The following is a 21,354-nucleotide window of genomic DNA, read 5'->3' as shown; positions in this document are numbered from 1 at the left end:
CTTAACCCTCCGCCTCGATATCTGCGATTTTCTGTTTCAGCACCCGCACGACTTGTTCCAGCGCGCGTTTGTCGTCCTTGTTCAGCCCCTTCAGCGGCGCGCGCATGGCGCCGGCCTCGATGCCGTTCATGGTGACGCCGTGCTTGATGGTCTGGATGAACTTGCCGCCCTGCTCCAAGACCCGCATCAGCGGCATCATTGCCGACATGATGCGGCGGCCCTTGGCAAAATTGCCCTCGATCACGCAGGCATTATAGAGCGCAACGTGTTCGCGGGGCAGGAAGTTCGAGCCGCCGCAGACCCAGAAGGGCGCGCCCCAGGCAAAGAATTCCAGCGCCTGATCGTCCATGCCGCAGCCCAGCTGGATATGCGGATAGTCGCGGGCCAACAGGTGCACCCGGTTGATATCGCCGGAGCTTTCCTTGATGCCGCAGAAGTTGCGGGAACGGCCGACGCGGTCGAGGAACTCCTCGCCCATCATGGTGCCGGTGCGGTGCGGGTAGTTGTAGAGCATCACCGGCAGATCTGCGGCCTTGTCGATGGCCAGCGCGTTCAACGCGTTTTCGCGGTCGGTCGGCACCGAGTAGGGGGGCGAGGCCAGCAGGATCGCATCGGCACCGATTTCCTTGGCGCCCTCGGCCAGCGCAATGGAGTCGCTGGTCAGCATGGCGCCGGTACCCACCACCAGCGGCAGGCGGCCCCCAAGCCGTTCATGGGTGAAGCGGGCCAGCGCGATGCGCTCTTCCACGGTCTGGGCATAGTTCTCGCCAGTGGAGCCGCCGGAGATCAGTCCGTGCACGCCGTTCTCAACCAGGTATTCGATCACCTCAGCCAGCGCGTCCCAATTGACGCAGCCGTCTTCGAAATGTGGGGTCACCACAGGGGTGTATATCCCCTCAAACCGGAAAATCGGGGTCATGTCATCCTCATGCAGGGGTTATGCGCGCCACCGTTCCCAGCGGCACGTCAAGCCCGGCGGGCATGACGAACAGCTCAATCTGGTCGCGCGACAGGTTCCAATGGTCAATTGCCAGCTGGCCCGCCGCCGCCTCGTCGCCTGCTTCGATAGCGGCGATGATGGCGTCGTGCTGGGCGCTGGCCTCGCCCAGGTTTTCCGCCATCTGGCGGTCCTGGGGGCGGTAGAAGGTCATGCCGATGCGGGCATGATCGATCAGCAGCCGCTGGAAGGACGGGGTGAGATAGATGTTGTCGGCCATCTCGCCGGTGATCTCGTGAAAGCGGTTGTTGGCCATTGCCCGGTCAGCGCCGGAGCCCGTACGCAGCGCCGCCTTGAAATCCTCCTGCGCCGCCTTCAGCTCCGCGATCTGCACTTCAGTGGCGTTCTTGGCCGCCAGCTGCAGCACCGCGCCGTAGATCATCGGCGCCGCTAGGAAGAAATCCCGCAAGGTCATGTGCGACATCTCGCTGACCCGCGCGCCGCGGTTTTCCCGCAGATCGACATAGCCCTCGCCTGCCAGCTGGCGCAACACCTCGCGCAGCGGGGTGCGGGACAGCTGGAATTCCTCCGACAGCTTCGATTCGTCGAGATCGGCGCCCGGCCGCAGGGCAAGCGTCATGATGGCCGTTTTCAGTTGGCCATAAAGCTCTGCTTTCCTGTTTTTGGACGCGTCCTTCATCTCAGTCTCCATCGTTGCATCTGAACCTGTGCCGGCAGGATGGCCCGGCGGCACAGGTCTGTGCAACCTGATTGCTCATTTTGTGTTATGAGAAAATACAATTTGTGTACAGAGAAAAAATATGCTGTATGCCAGGAAAGTTTTCTGGAGGAGGGGAACAGGTGACGACGCAAGCAGACGAAGCCGTGATCGACTGCCGCAATCTGTGGAAGATCTTTGGCCGCCGCGCGGATGAAGCGATGAAAGCCGTTCAGGAACGGGGGCTTGGCAAGCTTGAGGTGCGCGACCGCTTTGACTGTGTGGTGGGGGTGCAGGATGCCACATTCAGCGTCGGCCGCGGCGAGATCTTCTGCATCATGGGGCTGTCCGGCTCTGGCAAATCGACCTTGATTCGCCATGTGAACCGGCTGATCGAACCCACATCAGGCCAGCTGTTTATCGAAGGTCAGGACGTCAACCAGCTGTCCGCCAAGGATCTGCGCGAGGTGCGGGCGGAGAAAATCGGCATGGTGTTCCAGAACATGGCGCTGATGCCGCACCGCACCGTGCTGGAGAATGTCTCCTTCAGCCAGGAAGTGCGCGGCCACGATCCCAAGGAACGCCGCGACAACGCCATGCGCGCGATTGATGCCGTGGATCTGAACGGCTGGGATCAGAAATACCCCGATGAACTCTCGGGCGGCATGCAGCAGCGCGTCGGGCTGGCCCGCGCGATTGCAGCCGATCCCTCGATTCTTTTGATGGACGAACCCTTCTCGGCGCTCGACCCGCTCATCCGCCGCCAGCTGCAGGACAAATTCATGTCGCTGTCGGCAGAGATGAAGAAGACCACGCTGTTCATCACCCACGACCTGGACGAGGCGATCCGCATCGGCGACCGCATCGCCATCATGAAGGACGGCGCGCTGGTGCAGGTCGGCACGCCGGAGGACATCGTGACCAACCCCGCCGACGATTACGTCGCCGACTTCGTCGCGGGCATATCCAAGCTGGAGCTGATTTCAGCTGCCAAGATCATGACCCCGGTCGAGCAGTACGAGCAGATGAACGGCCCCGCCAACAAGGACGGTTGGCCCGAGGCGCATCCCGGCCAGTCGCTCGACGATCTGGTGAACCTGTCGGTCCAGACCCAGCACCCGGTGCTGGTCAAGGCGGATGGCCGCACCATCGGGGTGGTGACCAAGAACGCCCTGCTGCGCGGCATCCAGGGCGATGTCGCAGACGCCGCCGGCCTGAAGCACTGAGGAGGCACGACCATGGCAGACACAGAATTCAGCATCCTCGACCCGTTTTCGGCGGTTGACCTTGGGCTGGCGGAATCGGCGGACGGGGTCAAGCAGTGGGCAATTGCCAACCGCGCGCTGATCCAGCCGGTGAAGAAATTCTTCAACGAGATGATCGTCGGCATCGACACCGCGCTCAACGCGGTGCCACCGCTAATCATGCTGGCGCTGCTGGTGCTGATCGCCTGGCAGGCCGCGGGCCGCCGGGTGGCGATCCTGGTCGGCGTCAGCATGGTTGCGCTTGGCTTTCTGTCGCCAAACGCCTGGGGGCTGGCGATGACCACCCTCGCCATCGTGGTCTCGGCTGTGGTCATGAGTTTCATCATCGGCCTGCCCTTGGGGGTGCTGGCCGGCAAGAACGACCGCTTCGAGGCCGCTATCCGCCCGGTGCTGGACACCATGCAGACCATTCCGGCTTTTGTGTACCTGGTGCCGGTGGTCATGCTGATCGGCATCGGCAACGTCTCCGGCGTGATTGTCACCGTGATCTTTGCGCTGCCGCCGCTGATCCGCCTGACTTCGCTGGGCATCCGCGGCGTCAATGCCTCGGTGGTGGAGGCTGCGCGCGCCTTTGGCGCCAGCCCGCGCCAGATCCTGTTCAAGGTTGAGCTGCCGCTGGCCACGCCGACCATTCTGGCCGGCGTCAACCAGACCATCATGCTGTCACTGTCGATGGTGGTGATCGCCTCGATGATCTCGGTCAAGGGGCTGGGCAACGAGGTGCTGCGCGCCATGGGCCGCTTGGATGCCGGCAAGGCGCTGGTTGGCGGCCTCGGCATCGTGATTCTGGCCATTGTGCTGGACCGCATCACCCAAGGCATGGGCCAGTCCGGCCGCGAGCGCGGCCACCGCCACTGGTGGCAGGGCGGCCCGGTCGGCGCGGTGCTGCGCCTGACGGGTAAGGCCTGAGGGCAAGACCTGGCTTTCTCTTTCATCTGAATACCCAAGGGAGGACTTACATATGTTCAGGAAAACCGCTCTGGCTGCGTTGGCAGCCTCGACTATGCTGGCAGGCGCCGCCCTGGCAGCGGACAAACCCGGCGAAGGCGTCACGGTGCGCCCGGTGATCCAGCCGATTGCCGAAGAGATCTTCCAGCACCGGATCCTGTTCCGGGCGCTGCAGGATCTGGGCTATGACGTGGCCGAGCCGGAGGAGGTTCAGGCCCAGACCCTGCACCTGGCCCTGGGCACCGGTGACGCGGACTTCACCGCGGTGCATTGGAACGGCCTGCACAACACCTTCTTCGAGGAATCCGGTGGTGACGCGGTACTGGAGAAGGTCGGCACCCTGATCGACGGCGCCCTGCAGGGCTATCTGGTCAACAAGGTCGCCTATGACGCGGGCGTGCAGAACCTGGGTGACCTGAAAGACCCGGCCAAGGCCGCGATGTTTGACGCCGATGGCGACGGCAAGGCGGATCTGGCGGGCTGCGTCCCCGGCTGGGGCTGCGAGCGCGTGATCGAGCATCAGCTGGACGAATTCGGTCTTCGCGAGACCGTCAACCACAACCAGGGTGAGTACAACGCCATCATCGCTGACACCATCGCCCGCAACGAGGGCGGCGAGAACGTGCTCTACTACACTTGGACCCCGTACTGGGTATCCGGCGTGCTGGTTCCAGGTGAAAATGTCGAATTCCTCGCCGTGCCTTACTCCTCGCTGCCCGATGGCGCCGCTGCGGAAACCACCTTCAACGGAAAGGACCTGGGTTTTGCCGTGGACAGCATCCGCATCGTTGCAACGGACGAGTTTCTGGCCGCCAACCCAGCCGCGGCTAAGCTGTTCGAGCTGGCCAAGATCGACATCAACGACATCTCGGCCCAGAACAAGCTGATCGCCGATGGCGAGGACGGCTCGGACGACATCGACCGCCACGTGGACGCATGGATCGATGCCAATCGCGAAACTTACGACAGCTGGCTGGACGCGGCCCGTGCTGCAGCGGAATAATAACAGCTAAACCCATGCCACCGGGCTGCGCGGGGCAACCCCCTCGCGCAGCCCGTCTTATCTGAGGCAAGCCATGACCAAGACACAGCATTTTGCCTTTCTCCTGGTGGAGGAGTTCTCGCATCTGGCGTTTTCCTGCGCGGTCGAGCCGCTGCGGATCGCCAACCTTGTCAGCGGCGAGGCCTTGTACGAATGGTCGTTCGGATCGGAAAACGGCGAGACTGCGACTTGCTCTAATGGTTCGGTGACGCTGGTGCATTACGGGTTTGATGCGACTCCGAAAAGCGACCGGCTGTTTGCCCTGTCAGGCATCCATATGCGCAACCATGTGACCAAACCGCTGCTGGCCGCATTGAGGCGGGAAAAGGCGCGCGGTGTTGCGGTGGGAGCGCTGTGCTCCGGTGCTTGGGTGCTGGCAGAGGCCGGGTTCCTGAACGGGATGCAGGCGGCGATCCACTGGGAGTACCACGACAGTTTCATGGAGGCGTTCCCGGAGGTGAACCTGGTGCGCAGTGTGTTTGTGGCCGACGAAAAGCACGTCACCGCCTCCGGCGGCACCGCCACGGCGGATCTGATGCTGCACCTGATCGAGCGTGCGCACGGCTATGACCTGGCGGTCGCGGTGGCGGATCAGATGGTCTATAACGCAGTGCGCAATGCCACGGCTGAACAGAAGGTCTCTCTGCAATCGCGCAACGGCATGCGCAACGCGCACCTGGCCCGCGCCATCCAGATGATGCACGACCACATCAGCGATCCCATCTCCCCTGCCCGCATTGCAGATGAGATCGGTATCTCGACACGCCAGTTGGAGCGGCTGTTCGGAAAGTACCTCAACACCTCACCCAAGAAGTATTCGATGGAAATGCGGCTGGAGCGGGCCCGCAACCTGCTGATTCAGACTGAGGCGTCAGTCACGGATGTGGCGCTCAGCTGCGGGTTCGACAGCCCGGGGCATTTCTCAAGAGTATACAAGGCGGCCTTTAACGTGACGCCGATGCTGCAGCGCGGGCGGATTGGGTGAGGCTGCCGGAAACCGGCGCAGTTTCCGGCCATGAAAAATCGATTTTTCATGGCCGTTTTTCCCGTGGAAAAACGGCGGGCGCCTGAAATTTCCGGTCTGGCCTTCAAAGATGTTTTCCTCATATTGAAATGAAGACCGCTCATCCGAGCCGCTTGCCAGGAGCCGCAGTATGTCCCGCCGCCACTATAACCTGCCGCCGCTCACCACCCTTGTGGCTTTTGAGGCCGCGGCCCGGCATCTGAGCTTCAAGAATGCCGCGCAGGAACTGTCGGTGACCCCCGGCGCGGTCAGCCACCAGGTCAAGGCGCTGGAGGCAGAGCTGCAGGCGCCGCTGTTCCAGCGCAAGCACCGGGGCGTTGAGCTGACCGAAGAAGGTGAGGCGCTTTTTGAATCCCTGGCCTCGTCGTTTTCAAAAATCTCGCTCAGCCTCAAGACCATCCGCGACCGGCAGACCGGGGATACTGTTACCATCGGCTCCACTTCCGCCGTTGCGTCGCTGTGGCTGTCGCCCTCGGTGGTGCGGTTCTGGGGCAGGCACCCGGATGTGAACGTCAACCAGATCGTCAACGACCGGCCCCTGCGCAGCATGCCGGACGTGGATTTTTATATTCGCTACGGGCGTGAACGGGATACCCAGCTGGAACAGACAGAACTGTACCGCGACCACCTGGTGCCGGTCGGCAATGCAGAGCTGGCGGACAAGCTCACCGGCCGTCCGCTGGAGGTTCTGGCGCAGGAGCGGCTGTTGCATCTGGACTCGGATGACAAAAGCTGGACCACCTGGGCCGACTGGTTTCAGCAGCTAGGCTATGACGGCCCCATCGCGCCGGGCGTGCGGGTCAACAACTACGCGGTGGCTTTGCAGGCTGCACAGGACGGAGTGGGGCTGGTGCTGGGCTGGCAGCGGCTGCTGCACCCCCTGCTGACCAGCCGCCAACTGGTGCCGATCGGCCCGCATGTTCTGGCGGCGCCGCACGGGTTCCATCTGGTAGGCCGGCCGGATGCGGAACTGTCGGAATCCGCCCGTTTGCTTCGTAATTGGGTCATTGACGAGGTCAATCGAAGCTCGGATGAGTTCAGCTAACCTCAGGGCGAAAATTCCTGATATTGAGTTAATCTGCTCTCTCCCTTCAATGGCGCAAAACGCGCACATCTTTTTCCTGCCATGGAGAGACCCCAGATGAACAAGCATGACTCGCTTGCCCCGGTGATGGCTCCGGTCAACGTTGCCAACGGCCTGCCGAACGCCCATTACATCGACCCTGCTGTTTTTGCCGAAGAAAAACGCTCGGTGCTGTTTGCGAACTGGTCGGGCATCGGCTTTGGCAAGGACGTGCCGGAGCCGGGTTATGCGAAGCCGGTGAATTTCCTGGGCATGCCGCTGCTGATCGTTCGCGACAAGGACGGTGAAGTCGGTGTGTTCCAGAACACCTGCCGCCACCGCGGCATGATCCTGGTTGAGAAGGCGGGCAAGATCCGCGGCGCCATCCGCTGTGCCTATCACAGCTGGTGCTATGGTCTCGATGGCCGTCTGGTCTCCACCCCGCATGTGGGCGGCCCCGGCAACAACAAGCATGAAGACATCAAGCTGGACGAGCTGGGCCTGGTGCGCATCCGCTCCTACGTCTGGCGCGACGTGGTGTTCGTCAACGTTGACGGCACCGCGCCGGAGTTTGAAGAGGCCCACGCCGACCTGCTGGAGCGCTGGAAGGAATTCGAAACGCCGGTTCATCACGGCGGCGAGGACTCCGGTTTCAAACTGGAAGTCAAAACCAACTGGAAACTGGCGGTTGAGAACTACTGCGAGAGCTACCACCTGCCTTGGGTGCATCCGGGTCTCAACAGCTATTCCCGGCTGGAGGACCATTACAACATCGAGGTGCCGGGCAAGTACTCCGGCCAGGGCACCCTGGTTTACCGCCAGTTGAAGGGCGAGAACGGCGAGGTGTTCCCGGATTTCGAGGGCCTCAGCAGCAAGTGGGATGAGGGCGGCGAATACACTGCCGTTTATCCAAACGTTCTCTTGGGCGTGCAGCGTGACCATGCGTTTGCGATCATCCTGGAGCCGGTCGACACTGAGAACACCGTCGAGCATATCGAGCTCTACTACGCCAAGACCCCGGACGAGACCCCGGAGCTGGAAGCCCTGCGCACCGAGAACGCGAAACTGTGGAAGACTGTGTTCGAGGAAGACGTCTTTGTTGTCGAGGGCATGCAGAAGGGCCGCCATGGCGAGCTGTTCGACGGCGGGCGCTTCTCCCCGGCGATGGACGGACCGACCCATAATTTCCACGCCTGGGTGGCCGATCAGGTGACCAAGGGCCGCGAGGCATGAGTTCTTTCCTGAAAGACGGGCTGGCCAGGAATTTCCTGGCCGGCGAATGGGTCGAAGGCGACGGCGGTGCGCGCATGGCCGTCGAGGATCCGGGCAACGGCAGCCACGCGGGCGACTGCGCGCTGGCGGGTGAGGAAACCCTGGCGAAAGCGCTGGAAGCGGCGCGGGCCAGTTTCGAACGCGGCGATCTGGCCGCGATGAAGCCCGCCAAGCGCGGCCAGCTGATGCAGCGCATCGCGGCGGAGATCCGCGGTATTGCCGATGAGGGCGCGGATCTGCTGTGCCGGGAAAGCGGCAAGAGCCTCAGCGCGGCGCATGACGAGTTTGAAGAGGCCGCGCAGTATTTCGAATATTACGGCGGCATGGCCGACAAGATCGAAGGCAAGTCGATCCCGCTTGGCCCGGATTATGCCGACTATACGGTCTATGAGCCCTATGGCGTTTCTGCCCAGATCGTGCCGTGGAACTTCCCGGTGTCGATTGCGGCGCGCTCGCTGGCGCCCGCGATGGCCGCGGGAAATTCGGTGATCATCAAATCGCCGGAACTGGACCCGATGGCGCTGGCAATGCTGGGCGTGGCGCTGGAACGCGCGGAGGTCCCCGCGGGGACGGTGTCGATCCTGAACGGCATCGGCTCGGAACTCGGCGCGCGGCTGGTGGAAAGCTCCGCCGTCGACCAGATCGTCTTCACCGGCTCGGTCCCGACCGGCCAGGCCATCCTGCGTGCTGCCGCCAATCCGGTGACGCCTGCGCTGATGGAACTGGGCGGCAAATCCGCCGCGGTCGCGTTTGAGGACGCCAATCTGGACACGCTTATGTCCTCCCTGCAAAGCGGCATTTTCTACAACGCGGGTCAGGTCTGCTCCGCCATGTCGCGGGTGCTGGTGCACCGCTCGATCTACGACGAAGCGGTGGAGCGCGCCGCAGCGCTGGCAAACGGCCTCAGCGTCGGACACGGGCTGGAAAACCCTGGCCTCACGCCGGTGATCTCTGCCCGCCAGCTGGACGGGATCGAAACCCTGACCGCCACCGCCCGCCAAAGCGGCGCGCGGGCGGCCTCGGGCGGTGCCCGGCTGGAGCGCGAGGGCTATTTCATGGCGCCGACCATTCTGGCGGATGTGGACCCCGCGTCCCGCGTCGCGCAGGAGGAGATCTTTGGACCCGTCACCTGCTTTACCCCCTTCGACACCGAAGCTGAGGCAATCGCCATGGCGAACGGCACCGAGTTCGGGCTGGTGGCCGGTGTCTTCACCCGCGATCTGGCGCGGGCGCACCGGGTGGCGAACCGTCTGCGGGCGGGGCAGGTGTTTGTAAATGAATGGTTCGCGGGCGGCATTTCCACCCCCTTCGGCGGTGTCGGCAAGTCCGGTTTCGGGCGCGAGAAAGGCTTGGAGGCGCTCTATAACTACGTGCGCACCAAGAACATCGCGATTTCGCTGAAGGGCTGAGGCATGGAGCGCGCAGAGCTCGACCACGCGCTGCTGAAAGCGCATGAGGACAAGGACAGCGCGGAGCTGGTCCGGCTCTACACGCTGGCCGGTGATCAGGCGGAGGAGGCGGGCAATATTGATGCGGCCTGTTTCTACCTGACCCACGCCTTTGTCTTTGCGCTGGAGGCCGGGCTGCCGGAGGCGAAAGAGCTGAACCGCCGCCTGGCGGAGCGCGGCCGCGCGCATCCGCTGGAGCTGTGATGCAAGATTCAGGCCGGTGGCCCCGATGGGGCATCAGCCTGTTTTGGCCGGCAGGGGAGGGCCGGCCAATCTAATTCCAGAAGGGGAGGTGCGGGCATGATTCCAACTAAAATGGCAGCGGTTCTGCTGACCGGCCACGGCGGCATCGACAAACTGGACTACCGCACCGACGTGCCGGTACCGCAGCCCGGACCGGGTGAAGTGCTGATCCGCGTGGCGGCAGCGGGCATCAACAACACCGATATCAACACCCGAATCGGCTGGTATTCCAAGGCGGTGAACGCGGACACCAATGCGGGCGGTGCCTCGGGGTTCGACAGTGTCAACGACGATGACGCCAGCTGGTCCGGCAAGCCGCTGGAGTTTCCGCGCATCCAAGGTGCGGATGCCTGCGGCCGCATCGCAGCGGTGGGGGAGGGCGTCGACTCATCCCGCATCGGCGAGCGGGTTCTGGTGCGCAATATGCTGCGGACCTATGTGGACTACCGCCCCTATGAATGCTGGACCTTCGGCAGCGAATGCGACGGCGGCTTTGCCCAGTTTGCGGTGGCGCCTGCGCGCGAAACCCATGCGGTGACCTGCGATTGGTCCGATGCAGAGCTGGCCTCGATCCCCTGCGCCTATTCCACGGCTGAAAACATGCTGCATCGGGTGGGGCTGGGCGCGGAAACCGTGCTGATCTCCGGCGCATCCGGCGGCGTGGGCTCCGCCGCCGTGCAGCTGGCGAAACGCCGCGGCGCAACCGTGATTGCGCTTTCTTCCGCCGCCAAGACAGATGAAGTGCTGGCGCTTGGTGCCGACCGCGTGGTCGACCGCAACGCCAATCTGGTCAAGGAACTGGGCGAAGGTTCCATCGACGTGGTGGTCGATCTGGTCGCGGGTCCGCAGTGGCCATCGTTCCTGGACGTGCTGCGCCGGGGCGGGCGTTACACCACCGCCGGCGCCATCGCCGGGCCGATTTCAGAGATCGACGTGCGCACGCTCTACCTCAAGGATCTGACCCTGATGGGCTGCACCTTTCAGGAGGATGAGGTGTTCGCCAATCTGATTTCCTACATCGAGGCAGGCGAAATCCGCCCGCTGGTCGCCAAGACCTATCCGCTGGCTGAGATCGCCGCCGCGCAGGAGGACTTCCTGAGCAAGAAGCACACCGGCAAGCTGGTTCTGATGATCCCCGAGGTCCAGCCATGAAGATCAGGAAGATCGAGCTTTATCAGCTGGACCTGCCTTATTCCGGCGGCGTCTACACCCTGTCGGGCGGGCGGGAATACCGCAGCTTTGATGCGTCCTTTGTGCGCATCACCACAGATACCGGGCTGGAGGGCTGGGGCGAAAGCACGCCCTTCGGTTCCACCTATATCGCAGCGCATGCCCTGGGTGTGCGGGCCGGGATTGCCGAGATTGCGCCGTATCTGTTGGGCCGCGACCCGCGGCAGATGGATCGGATTAACGAGGCGATGGATGAGGCGCTGCTGGGCCACAACCACGCCAAGTCGGCAATTGATCTGGCCTGCTGGGACCTGTTCGGCAAATCGGTGAACCTGCCGGTCTGCGAGCTGCTGGGCGGCTCCACCGGCAAACGCCTGCCGGTAATCTCCTCGATCTACGCAGGCAGTCCCGAGGACATGCGCGCCCGCGTCGCGCAGCACCGCGCGATGGGCTATCTGGGTCATTCGGTGAAGATCGGTGCGCTGGACGGCGAGGGCGGCCCGGCCCTGGATGCCGAGCGCATCCGCGCGTCCTTGGCCGACCGCCAGCCGGGAGAGTTCTTTCTGGTTGATGCCAACGGCGGGCTGACGCCGGAAACCGCGCTGCGGATGCTGCGGATGCTGCCCGAGGGGCTGGATTTTGTGCTGGAGGCACCATGCAAGACCTGGCGCGAGACCATGTCGCTGCGCAAGCGCTGTACAGTACCGATCATCCTGGATGAGCTGGTCCAGCAGGATGAGGACATCGCCCTGATGCTGGCAGAGGACGTGGCGGACGGCATCGGCCTCAAGATCTCCAAGGCGGGCGGGCTGACCCATGGGCGGCGGCACCGGGACATGTGCCTGGCGTCGGGTGCCACGGTCAGCGTGCAGGATACTGTTGGATCCGTCGTGGCGTTCTCTGCCATCGCCCATCTGGGCGCCACGGTGCCGGAGAGGTCCCTGCGTTGCATTCTGGACTGCCGCGATATGGTGACGCTGAAAACGGCAGAGTTCGACGCACCGGTGCAGGACGGCGGCGTGCTGGTTCCGGATGCACCGGGGCTGGGGATCACTGTCGACCGGGACCTGATGGGCGCGCCGCTGGCCGTTTGGGAAGCCTGAATACGCAGTATTTGGTAGAATCAGTTTCAACCGCGTGTTGAGACTGAAAGGCAGACTGGCCCGCCGTGGCAGCGCCCGCGGGAATGGGTTGCCGTTTCCGCCTGTCCGCTTTGACGGTTTCTCAAGACCCGTGAGCGCCAACAGTTTGATAAAAGCGCGCAGTACACAGGAAATCGGGAAACAGGCAGGGGCACAGCCTTGCCATTCGGTGCCGAATTTGATTCGAGTGCGCCGGAAATCAGGACAGGCTGTGCGGATGTGCGGAAAACGGCGTTTTGTGCGTTTTCTTTGCCGCCGCTGCCGGAACGGGGTAAGAACCGCCACGGGATTCGGCCTTGGAGGGACGTAGCGCAAATATGAAGACATTTAACTTGAGAAAGGGGCTGGATCTGCCGGTGACAGGCGCACCGGAGCAAGTGATCCACGACGGCCCCTCCATCACCTCGGTGGCCGTGCTTGGCCCCGACTACATGGGCCTGAAACCCCGCATGCTGGTGCAGGAAGGCGAGGAGGTCCGCCGCGGCACCCCGCTGTTCTGCCACAAGGATGCCGAGGCCGCGATGATGGTGGCCCCGATGACCGGCAAGGTCGTGGCGATCAACCGCGGCGCGCGCCGGGTCTTGGAAAGCGTGGTGATTGCGATTTCCGATGCCGAGGATACCGGCATTGATTTCTCGGCCACCGGCAATGCTGACACTGCCGAGGGCCTGACCGAGAAGCTGTGCGCCGCCGGTCTCTGGACCGCCTTCCGCACCCGTCCCTATTCCAAGATGCCGCAGCCGGGGTCCAAGCCCGCCGCGATCTTTGTCACCGCGATGGACAGCGAACCGCTGGCTGGCGACGCCGCCGTGATCATCAATGATGCGGCTGAGGCGTTTGAGGCCGGCCTGAAGGCCGTGACCCTGCTGACCGACGGCACCACCTATCTGTGCCAGAAGACGGGCGACAGCATTCCGGGTGCAAACCTCGCCGGGGTTGAGGTTGCGGGTTTCTCCGGCCCGCATCCCTCGGGCCTTGCAGGCACCCACATCCACTTCCTGCATCCCGTCCGCGCGAACGATCAGGTCTGGACCGTATCCTATCAGGACGTGATTGCCATCGGCCGCTTGCTGCTGACCGGCCACCTGGACCCCTCCACCGTGGTTGCCATCTCCGGTCCCGCTGCGCGCAGCCCCCGTCTGGTCCGCACCGTTGCGGGCGCCTCCACCGATGAGCTGACCCGCGGCGAGATTGCCTCGGACGGTCCGGTGCGGGTGATCTCCGGGTCGATCCTGTCGGGCCGCCAGGCAGCTGGCCCGCTGGCCTTCCTCGGCCGTTTTGCCCGCCAGGTTGCCATTATCGAAGAAGACCGCAAGCAGATCCCGCTGGGCTGGATCCGTCCGATGGGCGGCAAATACGCGGTTCAGCCGGTGCTGGGCTCTGCCCTCAGCCGCAAGCTGTTTGCCCTCACCAGCAATTTGAACGGCGGCCGCCGGGCGATGGTGCCCACCGGCACTTTTGAACAGCTGATGCCGCAGGACTACCTGCCGACGCAATTGCTGCGCGCGCTGCTGGTGATGGACACCGACACCGCACAGGCGCTGGGTGCGCTGGAGCTGGACGAAGAGGACATGGGCCTCGTCGGCTTTGCCTGCCCGGCCAAGTACGAATACGGGCTGGCGCTGCGCGACTGCCTGACCAAGATTGAAAAGGAGGGCTGAGCCGGATGGGATTGCGCAGCTTCTTTGACAGGATCGAGCCCCATTTCGAGAAGGGGGGCAAGTACGAAAAGCTCTTCCCCGTCTACGAGATGGTGGAGTCCTTCCTTTATACCCCGAAAACCGTCACCTCGGTGGCGCCGCATGCCCGCTCATACGTCGATATGAAGCGGATCATGACCTATGTGGTGATCGCCACCATCCCCTGCATCCTGTGGGGCATGTGGAACACCGGCTATCAGGCCAACTCGGCGATTGCCGCGCTGGGGGCTGATGCGGCCACCGGCTGGCGGATCGCCATCCTGCAGATGTTCGGCATCTCGCTGGATGCGGTGAGCCCGATGGCCAACATCGCGCACGGGTTCCTGTATTTCCTGCCGATCTACATCGTGACACTGGTTGCAGGCGGCATCTTCGAAGTCATCTTTGCCACCGTGCGCGGCCATGAGGTGAACGAGGGCTTCCTTGTGACCTCGATGCTTTACACTCTGATCATGCCGGCCTCCGCGCCGCTGTGGCAGGTGGCGCTTGGCATCATCTTCGGCGTGGTGATCGGCAAGGAAGTCTTTGGCGGCACTGGCAAGAACTTCCTGAACCCGGCGCTGGTGGGCCGTGCGTTCCTGTACTTTGCCTATCCGGCGAACATGTCGGGCGACGCTGTCTGGACCCCGGTTGACGGCTTCTCCGGCGCGACCGCGCTGGGTGTGACCGCTGCTGACGGCGTGCAGGCGCTGGCCGCCAAGGGTATCGAATGGTCGGATGCGTTCTTTGGCACCATCCAAGGCAGCTTTGGTGAAACATCGACGCTGGCCTGCGCAATCGGGCTTTGCTTCCTGCTGTTCACCAAGATCGCCAACTGGCGCCTGATCGTGGGCTGCCTTGCGGGCATGATCGCCTTCTCGATGCTGCTGAACCTCATTGGCTCCGACAGCAACCCGATGTTTGCGATGCCGTGGTACTGGCACCTGGTGCTGGGCGGTTATGCATTCGGTCTGGTGTTCATGGTGACCGAACCCGTGTCCGCATCCCATACCAACGCGGGCCGCTACATCTACGGTGCCCTCATCGGCGTGATGGTGGTGCTGATCCGGGTGCTGAACCCGGCCTTCCCCGAAGGCATGATGCTGGCGATCCTGTTCGGCAACGTTTTTGCACCGCTGATCGACTACTTCGTCGTGCAGGCCAACATCAAACGGAGGGCGCGCCGCCATGGCTGATACCCAAAGCAAGGGCCTGATTGGCCGCTTCCTGGCCGCATCGCCGGATTCCGTCGGCAAGACCTTGTTCATCGCTGTTGCCGTCTGCCTGGTGGCCTCGATGATCGTGTCCACCGCCGCGGTGTCTCTGCGCCCGGTGCAGGAAGTGAACCGCAAACGCGACAAGCAGCTGAACGTTCTGCAGGTGGCCGGCCTTTATGAGCCGGGCATCAAAGTGGCTGAGGCCTTCGCCGCCTTTGAACCGCAGGTGCTGGATCTGGAAACCGGTGAATTCACCGACCAATTCGACGCTGCCAATTTCGACGATCTGGCTGCCGCGCAGGATCCTGAGCTGAGCCGCGCGCTGGACAATGATCCGGCGGGCATTGGCCGACAGTCGCGCTACAAGACCGTGTACCTGCTGCGCGAGGAAAACGGCGATCTGGACAAGGTGATCCTGCCGGTTCACGGCTACGGCCTGTGGTCGACCCTCTATGGCTTCATCGCAGTTGAGGAAAACGGCAACGACATTTTCGGCCTGCAGTTCTATCAGCACGGCGAAACCCCGGGCCTCGGCGCCGAGGTGGACAACCCGCGCTGGAAGTCCCTGTGGAGCGGCAAGAAGCTGCATGACGAAAGCGGTGAACTGCAGATCAGCGTTGCCAAGGCGCAAGGCCCGGCCGGGCCGGAGCATCACATTGATGCACTGGCCGGTGCGACGCTGACCTCTGTCGGCGTGGACAACCTGGTGAAATTCTGGATGGGCGAAGAGGGCTACGCACCCTTCCTGGCCGCCCTTAAAGCGGGAGAGCTCTGATGGCGCAGACCAAGAAAGACATGCTGGTCGACCCATTGGTCGACAACAACCCGATCACGCTGCAGGTTCTGGGCATCTGCTCGGCGCTGGCGGTGACCTCCTCTCTGCAGGTGGCCTTTGTGATGACCCTGGCGGTGACCTTCGTGACCGCGTTCTCTTCGATGTTCATCTCGATCCTCAGAAACCAGATCCCCAGCTCGATCCGGATTATCGTGCAGATGGTGATCATCGCCTCGCTGGTGATCCTGGTGGATCAGGTGCTCAAGGCCTACGCCTTTGAGATCTCCAAGACCCTGTCAGTCTTCGTCGGCCTGATCATCACCAACTGTATCGTGATGGGCCGCGCCGAGGCGTTCGCCATGAGCAACCCTCCGGTGGCCTCCTTCATCGACGGTCTGGGCAACGGCATGGGCTATGGCCTGATCCTGATGCTGGTGGGTATCATCCGCGAGCTGTTCGGCTCCGGCTCCCTGTTCGGCATCACCATCCTGGAGACCGTGAACAACGGCGGCTGGTATGTGCCAAACGGCATGCTGCTGCTGCCGCCGTCGGCGTTCTTCGTGATCGGCCTTCTGATCTGGGCGTTCCGCACCTGGAAGCCGAACCAGGTCGAAGAGCGTGAATATAAAATCCAGAACGTGGAGGCGCACTGATGGAAGGGCTGATTTCACTCGCCGTTAAGGCCATCTTTGTCGAGAACCTCGCGCTCTCCTTCTTCCTGGGCATGTGCACCTTTATCGCGGTGTCCAAGAAAATCTCCACCGCGCTGGGTCTGGGGATTTCGGTGATGCTGGTGCAGGCCATCACCGTGCCGACCAACAACCTGCTGCTGACCTACCTCTTGAAGCCGGGCGCGCTGGCCTGGGCGGGTTTCCCGGATGTGGATCTGACCTTCCTCGGCCTGATCTCCTATATCGGGGTGATCGCGGCGATGGTGCAAATTCTGGAGATGATCCTCGATAAGTATTTCCCGCCGCTCTACAACGCGCTGGGGGTCTTCCTGCCGCTGATCACGGTGAACTGTGCGATCCTCGGTGGTTCGCTGTTCATGGTGGAACGCGACTACAATTTCGCGGAAGCAACCACTTACGGCCTCTCCTCCGGCTTTGGCTGGGCGCTGGCGATCACCGCGATGGCGGGCGTGCGCGAGAAGCTGAAGTATTCCGACGTGCCGGACGGCCTGCAGGGCCTGGGCATCACCTTTATCACCGCGGGTCTGATGGCGATGGCCTTCATGTCCTTCAGCGGCGTCAAACTGTAAGGGAGCGTCTGAAGTTATGGAAACTTTCTCGCTCGGCGTTGTCCTGTTCACGTTGATCGTGCTGGCGCTGGTGGCCATCATCCTGGCTGCCCGTTCCCGCCTGGTCGCGTCCGGCAACGTCAACATCACCATCAACGGTGAGAAAACCATCTCGGTGCCTGCGGGCGGCAAACTGCTGCAAACGCTGGCGGCCGAGAAACTCTTCGTCCCCTCCGCCTGCGGCGGCGGCGGCACCTGCGCCCAGTGCCGGGTGCGTGTGCATTCCGGCGGCGGCTCCATCCTGCCGACCGAGGAAAGCCACATCACCAAGCGCGAGGCGTCTTGCGGCGACCGCCTGTCCTGTCAGGTTGCGGTCAAGCAGGACATGGAGGTCGAGGTTCCCGAAGAGGTCTTCGGCGTCAAGAAATGGCGCTGCAAGGTGCGGTCGAACGACAACGTGGCGACCTTCATCAAGGCGCTGGTGCTGGAACTGCCCGAAGGAGAGGATGTGAACTTCCGCGCCGGCGGCTACATCCAGATTGAGGCGCCCGCCCACCAGCTGGCCTACACCGACTTCGACATCCAGGAGGAGTACCGCGAGGATTGGGACCGCTTCAATCTGTGGCAGTACAAGTCTGTCGTGGATGAGCCGGTCGAGCGCGCCTATTCGATGGCGAACTACCCGGACGAGAAGGGCATCATCATGCTTAACGTCCGCGTTGCCTCGCCGCCGCCGGGCAGCAGCGACATTCCGGCAGGCAAGATGTCGTCCTACATCTTCAACCTGAAGCCGGGCGATGAAGTCACCATCTCCGGTCCGTTCGGCGAGTTCTTTGCCCGCGACACTCAGAAGGAAATGGTGTTCATCGGCGGCGGTGCCGGCATGGCGCCGATGCGCAGCCACATCTTCGACCAGCTGAAGCGGCTGGAGAACCGCGATCGCAAGATCAGCTTCTGGTACGGTGCGCGCTCGAAGAAGGAGATGTTCTTTGTCGAGGACTTCGACCAGCTGGCCGAAGAGTTCGACAACTTCGACTGGCACGTCGCGCTGTCCGACGCGCAGCCGGAGGACGACTGGAAAGGCTACACCGGCTTCATCCACAACGTTCTGTTCGAGGAATACCTCAAGAACCACCCTGCGCCGGAAGACTGCGAGTTCTACATGTGTGGACCGCCGATCATGAACCAGTCGGTGATCAACATGCTCCTGGATCTGGGCGTGGACCGCGAGGACATCATGCTGGACGACTTCGGCGGCTGAGCCGGAGAGACCCCAAAATCTAAAGAAGCCCCGGATGGGAACATCCGGGGCTTTTTCTGTTCTCATGAGCGGGCCGGGGAGGGGGGTGACATGCGTGCACCCCCTGTACACCCCCCGTGCACCGGCTCGGCAGAAATCACTCGGCCTTCAGCTCGCTGACGATATGGATGGTGATCGGTCCGGTGGAGAATCCGCCGACGCCGAACGCCTGGTGGTCGATGGTGGTGGTGGCCTCAAACGCCGCCCAGTCGCCCTGGTAGTATTCGATCGCACCGCCCAGCGGGTGCGGGCCGAGGTGGGTCATAGTGGTGTCCAGCACCACGGGCTGGGTGGTGCCGTGAATGGTCAGATCGCCGGTCACCTTGGCGGTCTTGTCGCCGGTCTTCTCAATCCCGGTGCTGACAAAGGTGATCTCAGGGTAGGTTGCGACCTCCAGGAAGTCGGCGCTGGACAGGTGGTCGTCCAGCGGCCCGAACCCGGTGGCGACGCTGTCCGCCTTGATGGTCACATTCAGAGTGGACGCTTCGGGGTTTTCCGGGTCCAGCACCAGAGTGCCCTGGGCGTCGGTAAACTCGCCGCTCTGCATCGAGACGCCGGCGTGGCTCCAGCTGAATTTGACCTCGGTATGGCCCTGGTCGGTCTTGTAGGTGGTGGCGGCAAAGGCAGCGGGGGCGGCCAGCAGCGCGGCGGCGGCGAGGGAGGCAATCCTGATCATCATGGCAGTCTTCCTGTCGGATGGGGTTGGGCCGGGAACGGCTCTTGTTACGTGAGGATGCGATTGATCCAGGATGGATGCTATGACATCTATCTGCCTGCATCCACCGGCAACGGCGGAACCTCTCTCTTGTTCACCAACTCGTGAAGACCGCATGACACCCAGCACACGCGAAACTGCAATCTGGATCCTGCTGAACCGCGCCCACCGGCAGACCCACCGCGACATGGAGGCCAAGCTGCGGGCAGCGGGGCTGCCACCGCTCAGATGGTACGACGTGCTGTGGGGGATCGAGATGGCCGGGGCGGACGGGGTGCGGGCCTATGAGCTGACCCGCAACCTGCTGTTTGAGCAGTCCAACCTGTCGCGCATTCTGGCGCAGATGGTGAAACAGGGTCTGGTGCGCGAAACCGTGTTCGAACAGGACCGCCGCGGCAAGCTGCTGCACCTGACAGAGGCCGGCGCGGCGCTGCGGCTGCAGATGTGGCAGATCTACGGTGCGGCGATCAAACAGGCGATGGAACCGTTGGACTGCGCGGAGGATCTGGAGGTGTTTCTGGAGCGTCTGCAAAAGACGGGCGGCGGGCCGTTTCCGTGACCATCCGCCGCCGGGTGGAAAAGGCTATGCGCTGTCGGCCAAGGAAGATCTGTCAGAACTCTAGAACGCTGGTCGCCAGTCAATTCTGAGGCGAAACACGCCTTCAGAACGGGACAGGCGAAAATTTGGATGCGGACAAAATAGCAATTTGCCGCAAGCAGTAAACCTATCCACCTCGTCTAAGCATCCGCTGTTGGCACCCGTAAAGCTGAAGTTGAACTGTTAGGAAGCAACCGATACTGGTTCTGTCAAAGAACGATTGAAGAGGCAGGAATGCAAAGGAATTGGATCTGGGCGATGGCACTGGTTTCTCTGATGGCGGCTTGCGTGAAACCTGAGACTGAAGACAGTAACTCTGCCGTTCGGTCGCGCCATGGCGCGTGGTCGGTCTTGTGCAGTGACGTTCATGCGAATTGCATCGCTTACCTTCCTGTCGAAGACATGCGCGGAAAGCAGATCGCCTCTATTAGTGGGTTCCTTTTTCCTGAAACCGAAAAGGCTGCTGTTGCGGGATTCACTATCGTGGTCCCCGCCAGAATGATTGCGCCAGGGCGCCCGGATCTGAACGTAAACAAGACAGCCGGGCTCGTGATGTCCGTCGATCACCGGGTCGCGCGGCGATTTTCCATTGAGAACTGCGAACCCGATTATTGCGTGGTGAAGGTGGGAGTGAAGCGTGGGTTCCTGCGTGCTCTTGAAACAGGTAAAACTGCCAAACTTACGCTTGTGTACTCAGGTTCGGAAGAAAGAACGGAAGTGTTTCGGCTTCCCTTGTCCGGTCTGGCCGAGGCGATCAAGGCAGCAGGCTGAATTATTCATCAAGCTGAAGCCTGAGCAGGACGGTCAAGAGAGCTACGGTAACCTATTTGGCTGCTCGGGGTTTGAGCCCACCCAAACGGACACTCATCTTTGATGTGCATCCAGGGAAAGCCTGGCCACTAAACAGGCGAGCGCAAATGACCGCAAAGGGCTCAACCGGTGCTCTGCTGTCTCAATCGTGAATGGCTGCAAGATACAGCAATGACTGCTGCCAGAATTGATCCGCCCGAAGGCGGACCATCTGTTATGAGCCTCAGCCGACGATCATCTGCTTCATGCGGAGGGCTTCGTATTCCAGCTCTTTCAGGCGGAAATTCACCACGTCGCCGACGGTGATCATGCCTGCAAGCTTGCCGTCTTTCAGGACCGGCAGGTGGCGGAAGCGGCCCTCGTTCATCACCTTGGCCACATCAATCAGCAGGTCGTCGGGCGCGCAGGTTTTGACCTCGCGGGTCATGATCTCCTCAACCAGCTGCGGCAGGGTGTGGCCCGGCGTGTCCGCCAGACGGCGCACGATGTCGCGTTCCGACAGGATGCCCTGCAGCGAGCCGTTCTGGTCGGTGACGACCAGCGCGCCGATGCGTTTTTCTTTCAGGGCCTCGACCGCATGGCCGACCGTGTCATTGGGGCGGATTGCAAAGATTGCGTCGCCCTTTGCTTCCAGCAGACTGGCAACTGTCGATTGGCCGTGCGACAAATTCGACTCGGCCGACTGGCTGTGGCTTTCCTGCCCGGCCTTGTCGCCCCGGGTGGGAGGCTGGTATGAGAACGGTGCCAT

Annotated in this window: 22 protein-coding genes; 18 read left to right on the top strand and 4 right to left on the bottom strand. The window is 62.5% G+C overall.

What is annotated here, in order from left to right; translation table 11 throughout:
- Position 1: 1 nt before the first annotated feature.
- Both RA26_RS03935 and RA26_RS03930 read right to left on the bottom strand, forming a co-directional pair.
- A complete protein-coding gene (locus RA26_RS03935; protein ID WP_039180241.1) occupies positions 2-919 on the bottom strand; it encodes a dihydrodipicolinate synthase family protein in 918 nt (305 codons plus the stop codon).
- A 7-nt stretch (positions 920-926) separates the two neighbouring features.
- Positions 927-1,637 carry a GntR family transcriptional regulator gene (locus RA26_RS03930; protein WP_039180238.1) on the bottom strand — a complete coding sequence of 237 codons (711 nt, stop codon included), beginning with the start codon at positions 1,635-1,637 and terminating at the stop codon, positions 927-929.
- 161 nt (positions 1,638-1,798) lie between these two features.
- Here RA26_RS03930 and RA26_RS03925 point away from each other — a divergent pair, with 161 nt between their 5' ends.
- From RA26_RS03925 to nqrF, 16 genes are all read left to right on the top strand, one after another.
- A complete protein-coding gene (locus RA26_RS03925; protein WP_052272301.1) occupies positions 1,799-2,881 on the top strand; it encodes a quaternary amine ABC transporter ATP-binding protein in 1,083 nt (360 codons plus the stop codon).
- 12 nt (positions 2,882-2,893) lie between these two features.
- Complete coding sequence (locus RA26_RS03920) at positions 2,894-3,829, top strand: ABC transporter permease (RefSeq protein ID WP_039180235.1); 936 nt, start codon at positions 2,894-2,896, stop codon at positions 3,827-3,829.
- Between the two features lie 52 nt (positions 3,830-3,881).
- Entirely contained in the window at positions 3,882-4,871 is a 990-nt protein-coding gene (gene proX / locus RA26_RS03915; RefSeq protein ID WP_039180232.1) for a glycine betaine/L-proline ABC transporter substrate-binding protein ProX, read from the top strand.
- 73 nt (positions 4,872-4,944) lie between these two features.
- The gene (locus RA26_RS03910) at positions 4,945-5,895 is read left to right on the top strand and encodes a GlxA family transcriptional regulator (protein WP_039180229.1); all 951 of its coding nucleotides are present in this window, start codon (positions 4,945-4,947) and stop codon (positions 5,893-5,895) included.
- A 169-nt stretch (positions 5,896-6,064) separates the two neighbouring features.
- On the top strand, positions 6,065-6,979 hold the full coding sequence (locus RA26_RS03905) for a LysR substrate-binding domain-containing protein (RefSeq protein ID WP_039180226.1): 915 nt from the start codon (positions 6,065-6,067) through the stop codon (positions 6,977-6,979).
- 96 nt (positions 6,980-7,075) lie between these two features.
- On the top strand, positions 7,076-8,230 hold the full coding sequence (locus tag RA26_RS03900; protein WP_039180223.1) for an aromatic ring-hydroxylating oxygenase subunit alpha: 1,155 nt from the start codon (positions 7,076-7,078) through the stop codon (positions 8,228-8,230).
- Positions 8,227-9,678: an aldehyde dehydrogenase family protein gene (locus tag RA26_RS03895; protein ID WP_039180220.1), complete on the top strand. Its 1,452-nt coding sequence runs from the start codon at positions 8,227-8,229 to the stop codon at positions 9,676-9,678. Before RA26_RS03900 ends, RA26_RS03895 begins: the two co-directional genes overlap by 4 nt.
- 3 nt (positions 9,679-9,681) lie before the next feature.
- Positions 9,682-9,921, top strand: coding sequence for a hypothetical protein (locus RA26_RS03890; RefSeq protein ID WP_039180219.1), 240 nt, complete (start codon positions 9,682-9,684; stop codon positions 9,919-9,921).
- A 96-nt stretch (positions 9,922-10,017) separates the two neighbouring features.
- On the top strand, positions 10,018-11,112 hold the full coding sequence (locus RA26_RS03885; RefSeq protein WP_039180216.1) for an alcohol dehydrogenase family protein: 1,095 nt from the start codon (positions 10,018-10,020) through the stop codon (positions 11,110-11,112).
- On the top strand, positions 11,109-12,233 hold the full coding sequence (locus tag RA26_RS03880; RefSeq protein ID WP_039180212.1) for a mandelate racemase/muconate lactonizing enzyme family protein: 1,125 nt from the start codon (positions 11,109-11,111) through the stop codon (positions 12,231-12,233). Before RA26_RS03885 ends, RA26_RS03880 begins: the two co-directional genes overlap by 4 nt.
- Positions 12,234-12,589: 356 nt before the next feature.
- Positions 12,590-13,933, top strand: coding sequence for a Na(+)-translocating NADH-quinone reductase subunit A (locus RA26_RS03875; RefSeq protein ID WP_039180209.1), 1,344 nt, complete (start codon positions 12,590-12,592; stop codon positions 13,931-13,933).
- A gap of 5 nt (positions 13,934-13,938) precedes the next feature.
- Positions 13,939-15,147: an NADH:ubiquinone reductase (Na(+)-transporting) subunit B gene (locus tag RA26_RS03870; protein ID WP_039180206.1), complete on the top strand. Its 1,209-nt coding sequence runs from the start codon at positions 13,939-13,941 to the stop codon at positions 15,145-15,147.
- Complete coding sequence (locus RA26_RS03865; protein WP_019296948.1) at positions 15,140-15,943, top strand: Na(+)-translocating NADH-quinone reductase subunit C; 804 nt, start codon at positions 15,140-15,142, stop codon at positions 15,941-15,943. Before RA26_RS03870 ends, RA26_RS03865 begins: the two co-directional genes overlap by 8 nt.
- Positions 15,943-16,596 (top strand): NADH:ubiquinone reductase (Na(+)-transporting) subunit D, encoded by a 654-nt coding sequence (locus RA26_RS03860; RefSeq protein ID WP_039180203.1) that lies wholly within the window; start codon positions 15,943-15,945, stop codon positions 16,594-16,596. The genes RA26_RS03865 and RA26_RS03860 overlap by 1 nt, the downstream gene beginning before the upstream one ends.
- Positions 16,596-17,204, top strand: a complete 609-nt coding sequence (gene nqrE, locus RA26_RS03855; protein WP_019296950.1) for an NADH:ubiquinone reductase (Na(+)-transporting) subunit E — start codon at positions 16,596-16,598, stop codon at positions 17,202-17,204. The genes RA26_RS03860 and nqrE overlap by 1 nt, the downstream gene beginning before the upstream one ends.
- 16 nt (positions 17,205-17,220) lie before the next feature.
- Positions 17,221-18,444, top strand: a complete 1,224-nt coding sequence (gene nqrF, locus RA26_RS03850; protein ID WP_039180200.1) for an NADH:ubiquinone reductase (Na(+)-transporting) subunit F — start codon at positions 17,221-17,223, stop codon at positions 18,442-18,444.
- Between the two features lie 136 nt (positions 18,445-18,580).
- Here the strand turns inward: nqrF and RA26_RS03845 are convergent, their stop codons facing one another.
- Positions 18,581-19,162 carry a YceI family protein gene (locus RA26_RS03845; RefSeq protein ID WP_039180196.1) on the bottom strand — a complete coding sequence of 194 codons (582 nt, stop codon included), beginning with the start codon at positions 19,160-19,162 and terminating at the stop codon, positions 18,581-18,583.
- A 151-nt stretch (positions 19,163-19,313) separates the two neighbouring features.
- On the opposite strand from RA26_RS03845, the gene RA26_RS03840 reads away from it, so the two are divergent.
- Both RA26_RS03840 and RA26_RS03835 read left to right on the top strand, forming a co-directional pair.
- The gene (locus RA26_RS03840) at positions 19,314-19,757 is read left to right on the top strand and encodes a MarR family winged helix-turn-helix transcriptional regulator (protein ID WP_039180193.1); all 444 of its coding nucleotides are present in this window, start codon (positions 19,314-19,316) and stop codon (positions 19,755-19,757) included.
- Positions 19,758-20,054: 297 nt separating this feature from the next.
- A complete protein-coding gene (locus RA26_RS03835) occupies positions 20,055-20,567 on the top strand; it encodes an invasion associated locus B family protein (RefSeq protein ID WP_193747582.1) in 513 nt (170 codons plus the stop codon).
- A gap of 262 nt (positions 20,568-20,829) precedes the next feature.
- On the opposite strand, the gene RA26_RS03830 is transcribed toward RA26_RS03835, so the two are convergent.
- Entirely contained in the window at positions 20,830-21,354 is a 525-nt protein-coding gene (locus RA26_RS03830; RefSeq protein ID WP_039180188.1) for a CBS domain-containing protein, read from the bottom strand.

The sequence above is a fragment of the Leisingera sp. ANG-M7 genome, from assembly GCF_000813965.1.
In the GTDB taxonomy this organism is placed as follows: domain Bacteria; phylum Pseudomonadota; class Alphaproteobacteria; order Rhodobacterales; family Rhodobacteraceae; genus Leisingera.
The sequence above is the reverse complement of the archived record's forward strand: the minus strand, read 5'-3'. Positions and strand labels throughout refer to the sequence as shown.

Coding starts and splice junctions, on each gene's coding strand:
- RA26_RS03865 (WP_019296948.1), top strand. CDS start 15,140: ATGGCTGATACCCAAAGCAAGGGCCTGATTGGCCGCTTCCTGGCCGCA.
- nqrF (WP_039180200.1), top strand. CDS start 17,221: ATGGAAACTTTCTCGCTCGGCGTTGTCCTGTTCACGTTGATCGTGCTG.
- RA26_RS03845 (WP_039180196.1), bottom strand. CDS start 19,162: ATGATGATCAGGATTGCCTCCCTCGCCGCCGCCGCGCTGCTGGCCGCC.
- RA26_RS03890 (WP_039180219.1), top strand. CDS start 9,682: ATGGAGCGCGCAGAGCTCGACCACGCGCTGCTGAAAGCGCATGAGGAC.
- RA26_RS03840 (WP_039180193.1), top strand. CDS start 19,314: ATGACACCCAGCACACGCGAAACTGCAATCTGGATCCTGCTGAACCGC.
- RA26_RS03885 (WP_039180216.1), top strand. CDS start 10,018: ATGATTCCAACTAAAATGGCAGCGGTTCTGCTGACCGGCCACGGCGGC.
- RA26_RS03910 (WP_039180229.1), top strand. CDS start 4,945: ATGACCAAGACACAGCATTTTGCCTTTCTCCTGGTGGAGGAGTTCTCG.
- RA26_RS03830 (WP_039180188.1), bottom strand. CDS start 21,354: ATGGCACCGTTCTCATACCAGCCTCCCACCCGGGGCGACAAGGCCGGG.
- RA26_RS03880 (WP_039180212.1), top strand. CDS start 11,109: ATGAAGATCAGGAAGATCGAGCTTTATCAGCTGGACCTGCCTTATTCC.
- RA26_RS03905 (WP_039180226.1), top strand. CDS start 6,065: ATGTCCCGCCGCCACTATAACCTGCCGCCGCTCACCACCCTTGTGGCT.
- RA26_RS03875 (WP_039180209.1), top strand. CDS start 12,590: ATGAAGACATTTAACTTGAGAAAGGGGCTGGATCTGCCGGTGACAGGC.
- RA26_RS03935 (WP_039180241.1), bottom strand. CDS start 919: ATGACCCCGATTTTCCGGTTTGAGGGGATATACACCCCTGTGGTGACC.
- RA26_RS03900 (WP_039180223.1), top strand. CDS start 7,076: ATGAACAAGCATGACTCGCTTGCCCCGGTGATGGCTCCGGTCAACGTT.
- RA26_RS03860 (WP_039180203.1), top strand. CDS start 15,943: ATGGCGCAGACCAAGAAAGACATGCTGGTCGACCCATTGGTCGACAAC.
- RA26_RS03870 (WP_039180206.1), top strand. CDS start 13,939: ATGGGATTGCGCAGCTTCTTTGACAGGATCGAGCCCCATTTCGAGAAG.
- RA26_RS03920 (WP_039180235.1), top strand. CDS start 2,894: ATGGCAGACACAGAATTCAGCATCCTCGACCCGTTTTCGGCGGTTGAC.
- proX (WP_039180232.1), top strand. CDS start 3,882: ATGTTCAGGAAAACCGCTCTGGCTGCGTTGGCAGCCTCGACTATGCTG.
- nqrE (WP_019296950.1), top strand. CDS start 16,596: ATGGAAGGGCTGATTTCACTCGCCGTTAAGGCCATCTTTGTCGAGAAC.
- RA26_RS03835 (WP_193747582.1), top strand. CDS start 20,055: ATGGCACTGGTTTCTCTGATGGCGGCTTGCGTGAAACCTGAGACTGAA.
- RA26_RS03930 (WP_039180238.1), bottom strand. CDS start 1,637: ATGAAGGACGCGTCCAAAAACAGGAAAGCAGAGCTTTATGGCCAACTG.
- RA26_RS03895 (WP_039180220.1), top strand. CDS start 8,227: ATGAGTTCTTTCCTGAAAGACGGGCTGGCCAGGAATTTCCTGGCCGGC.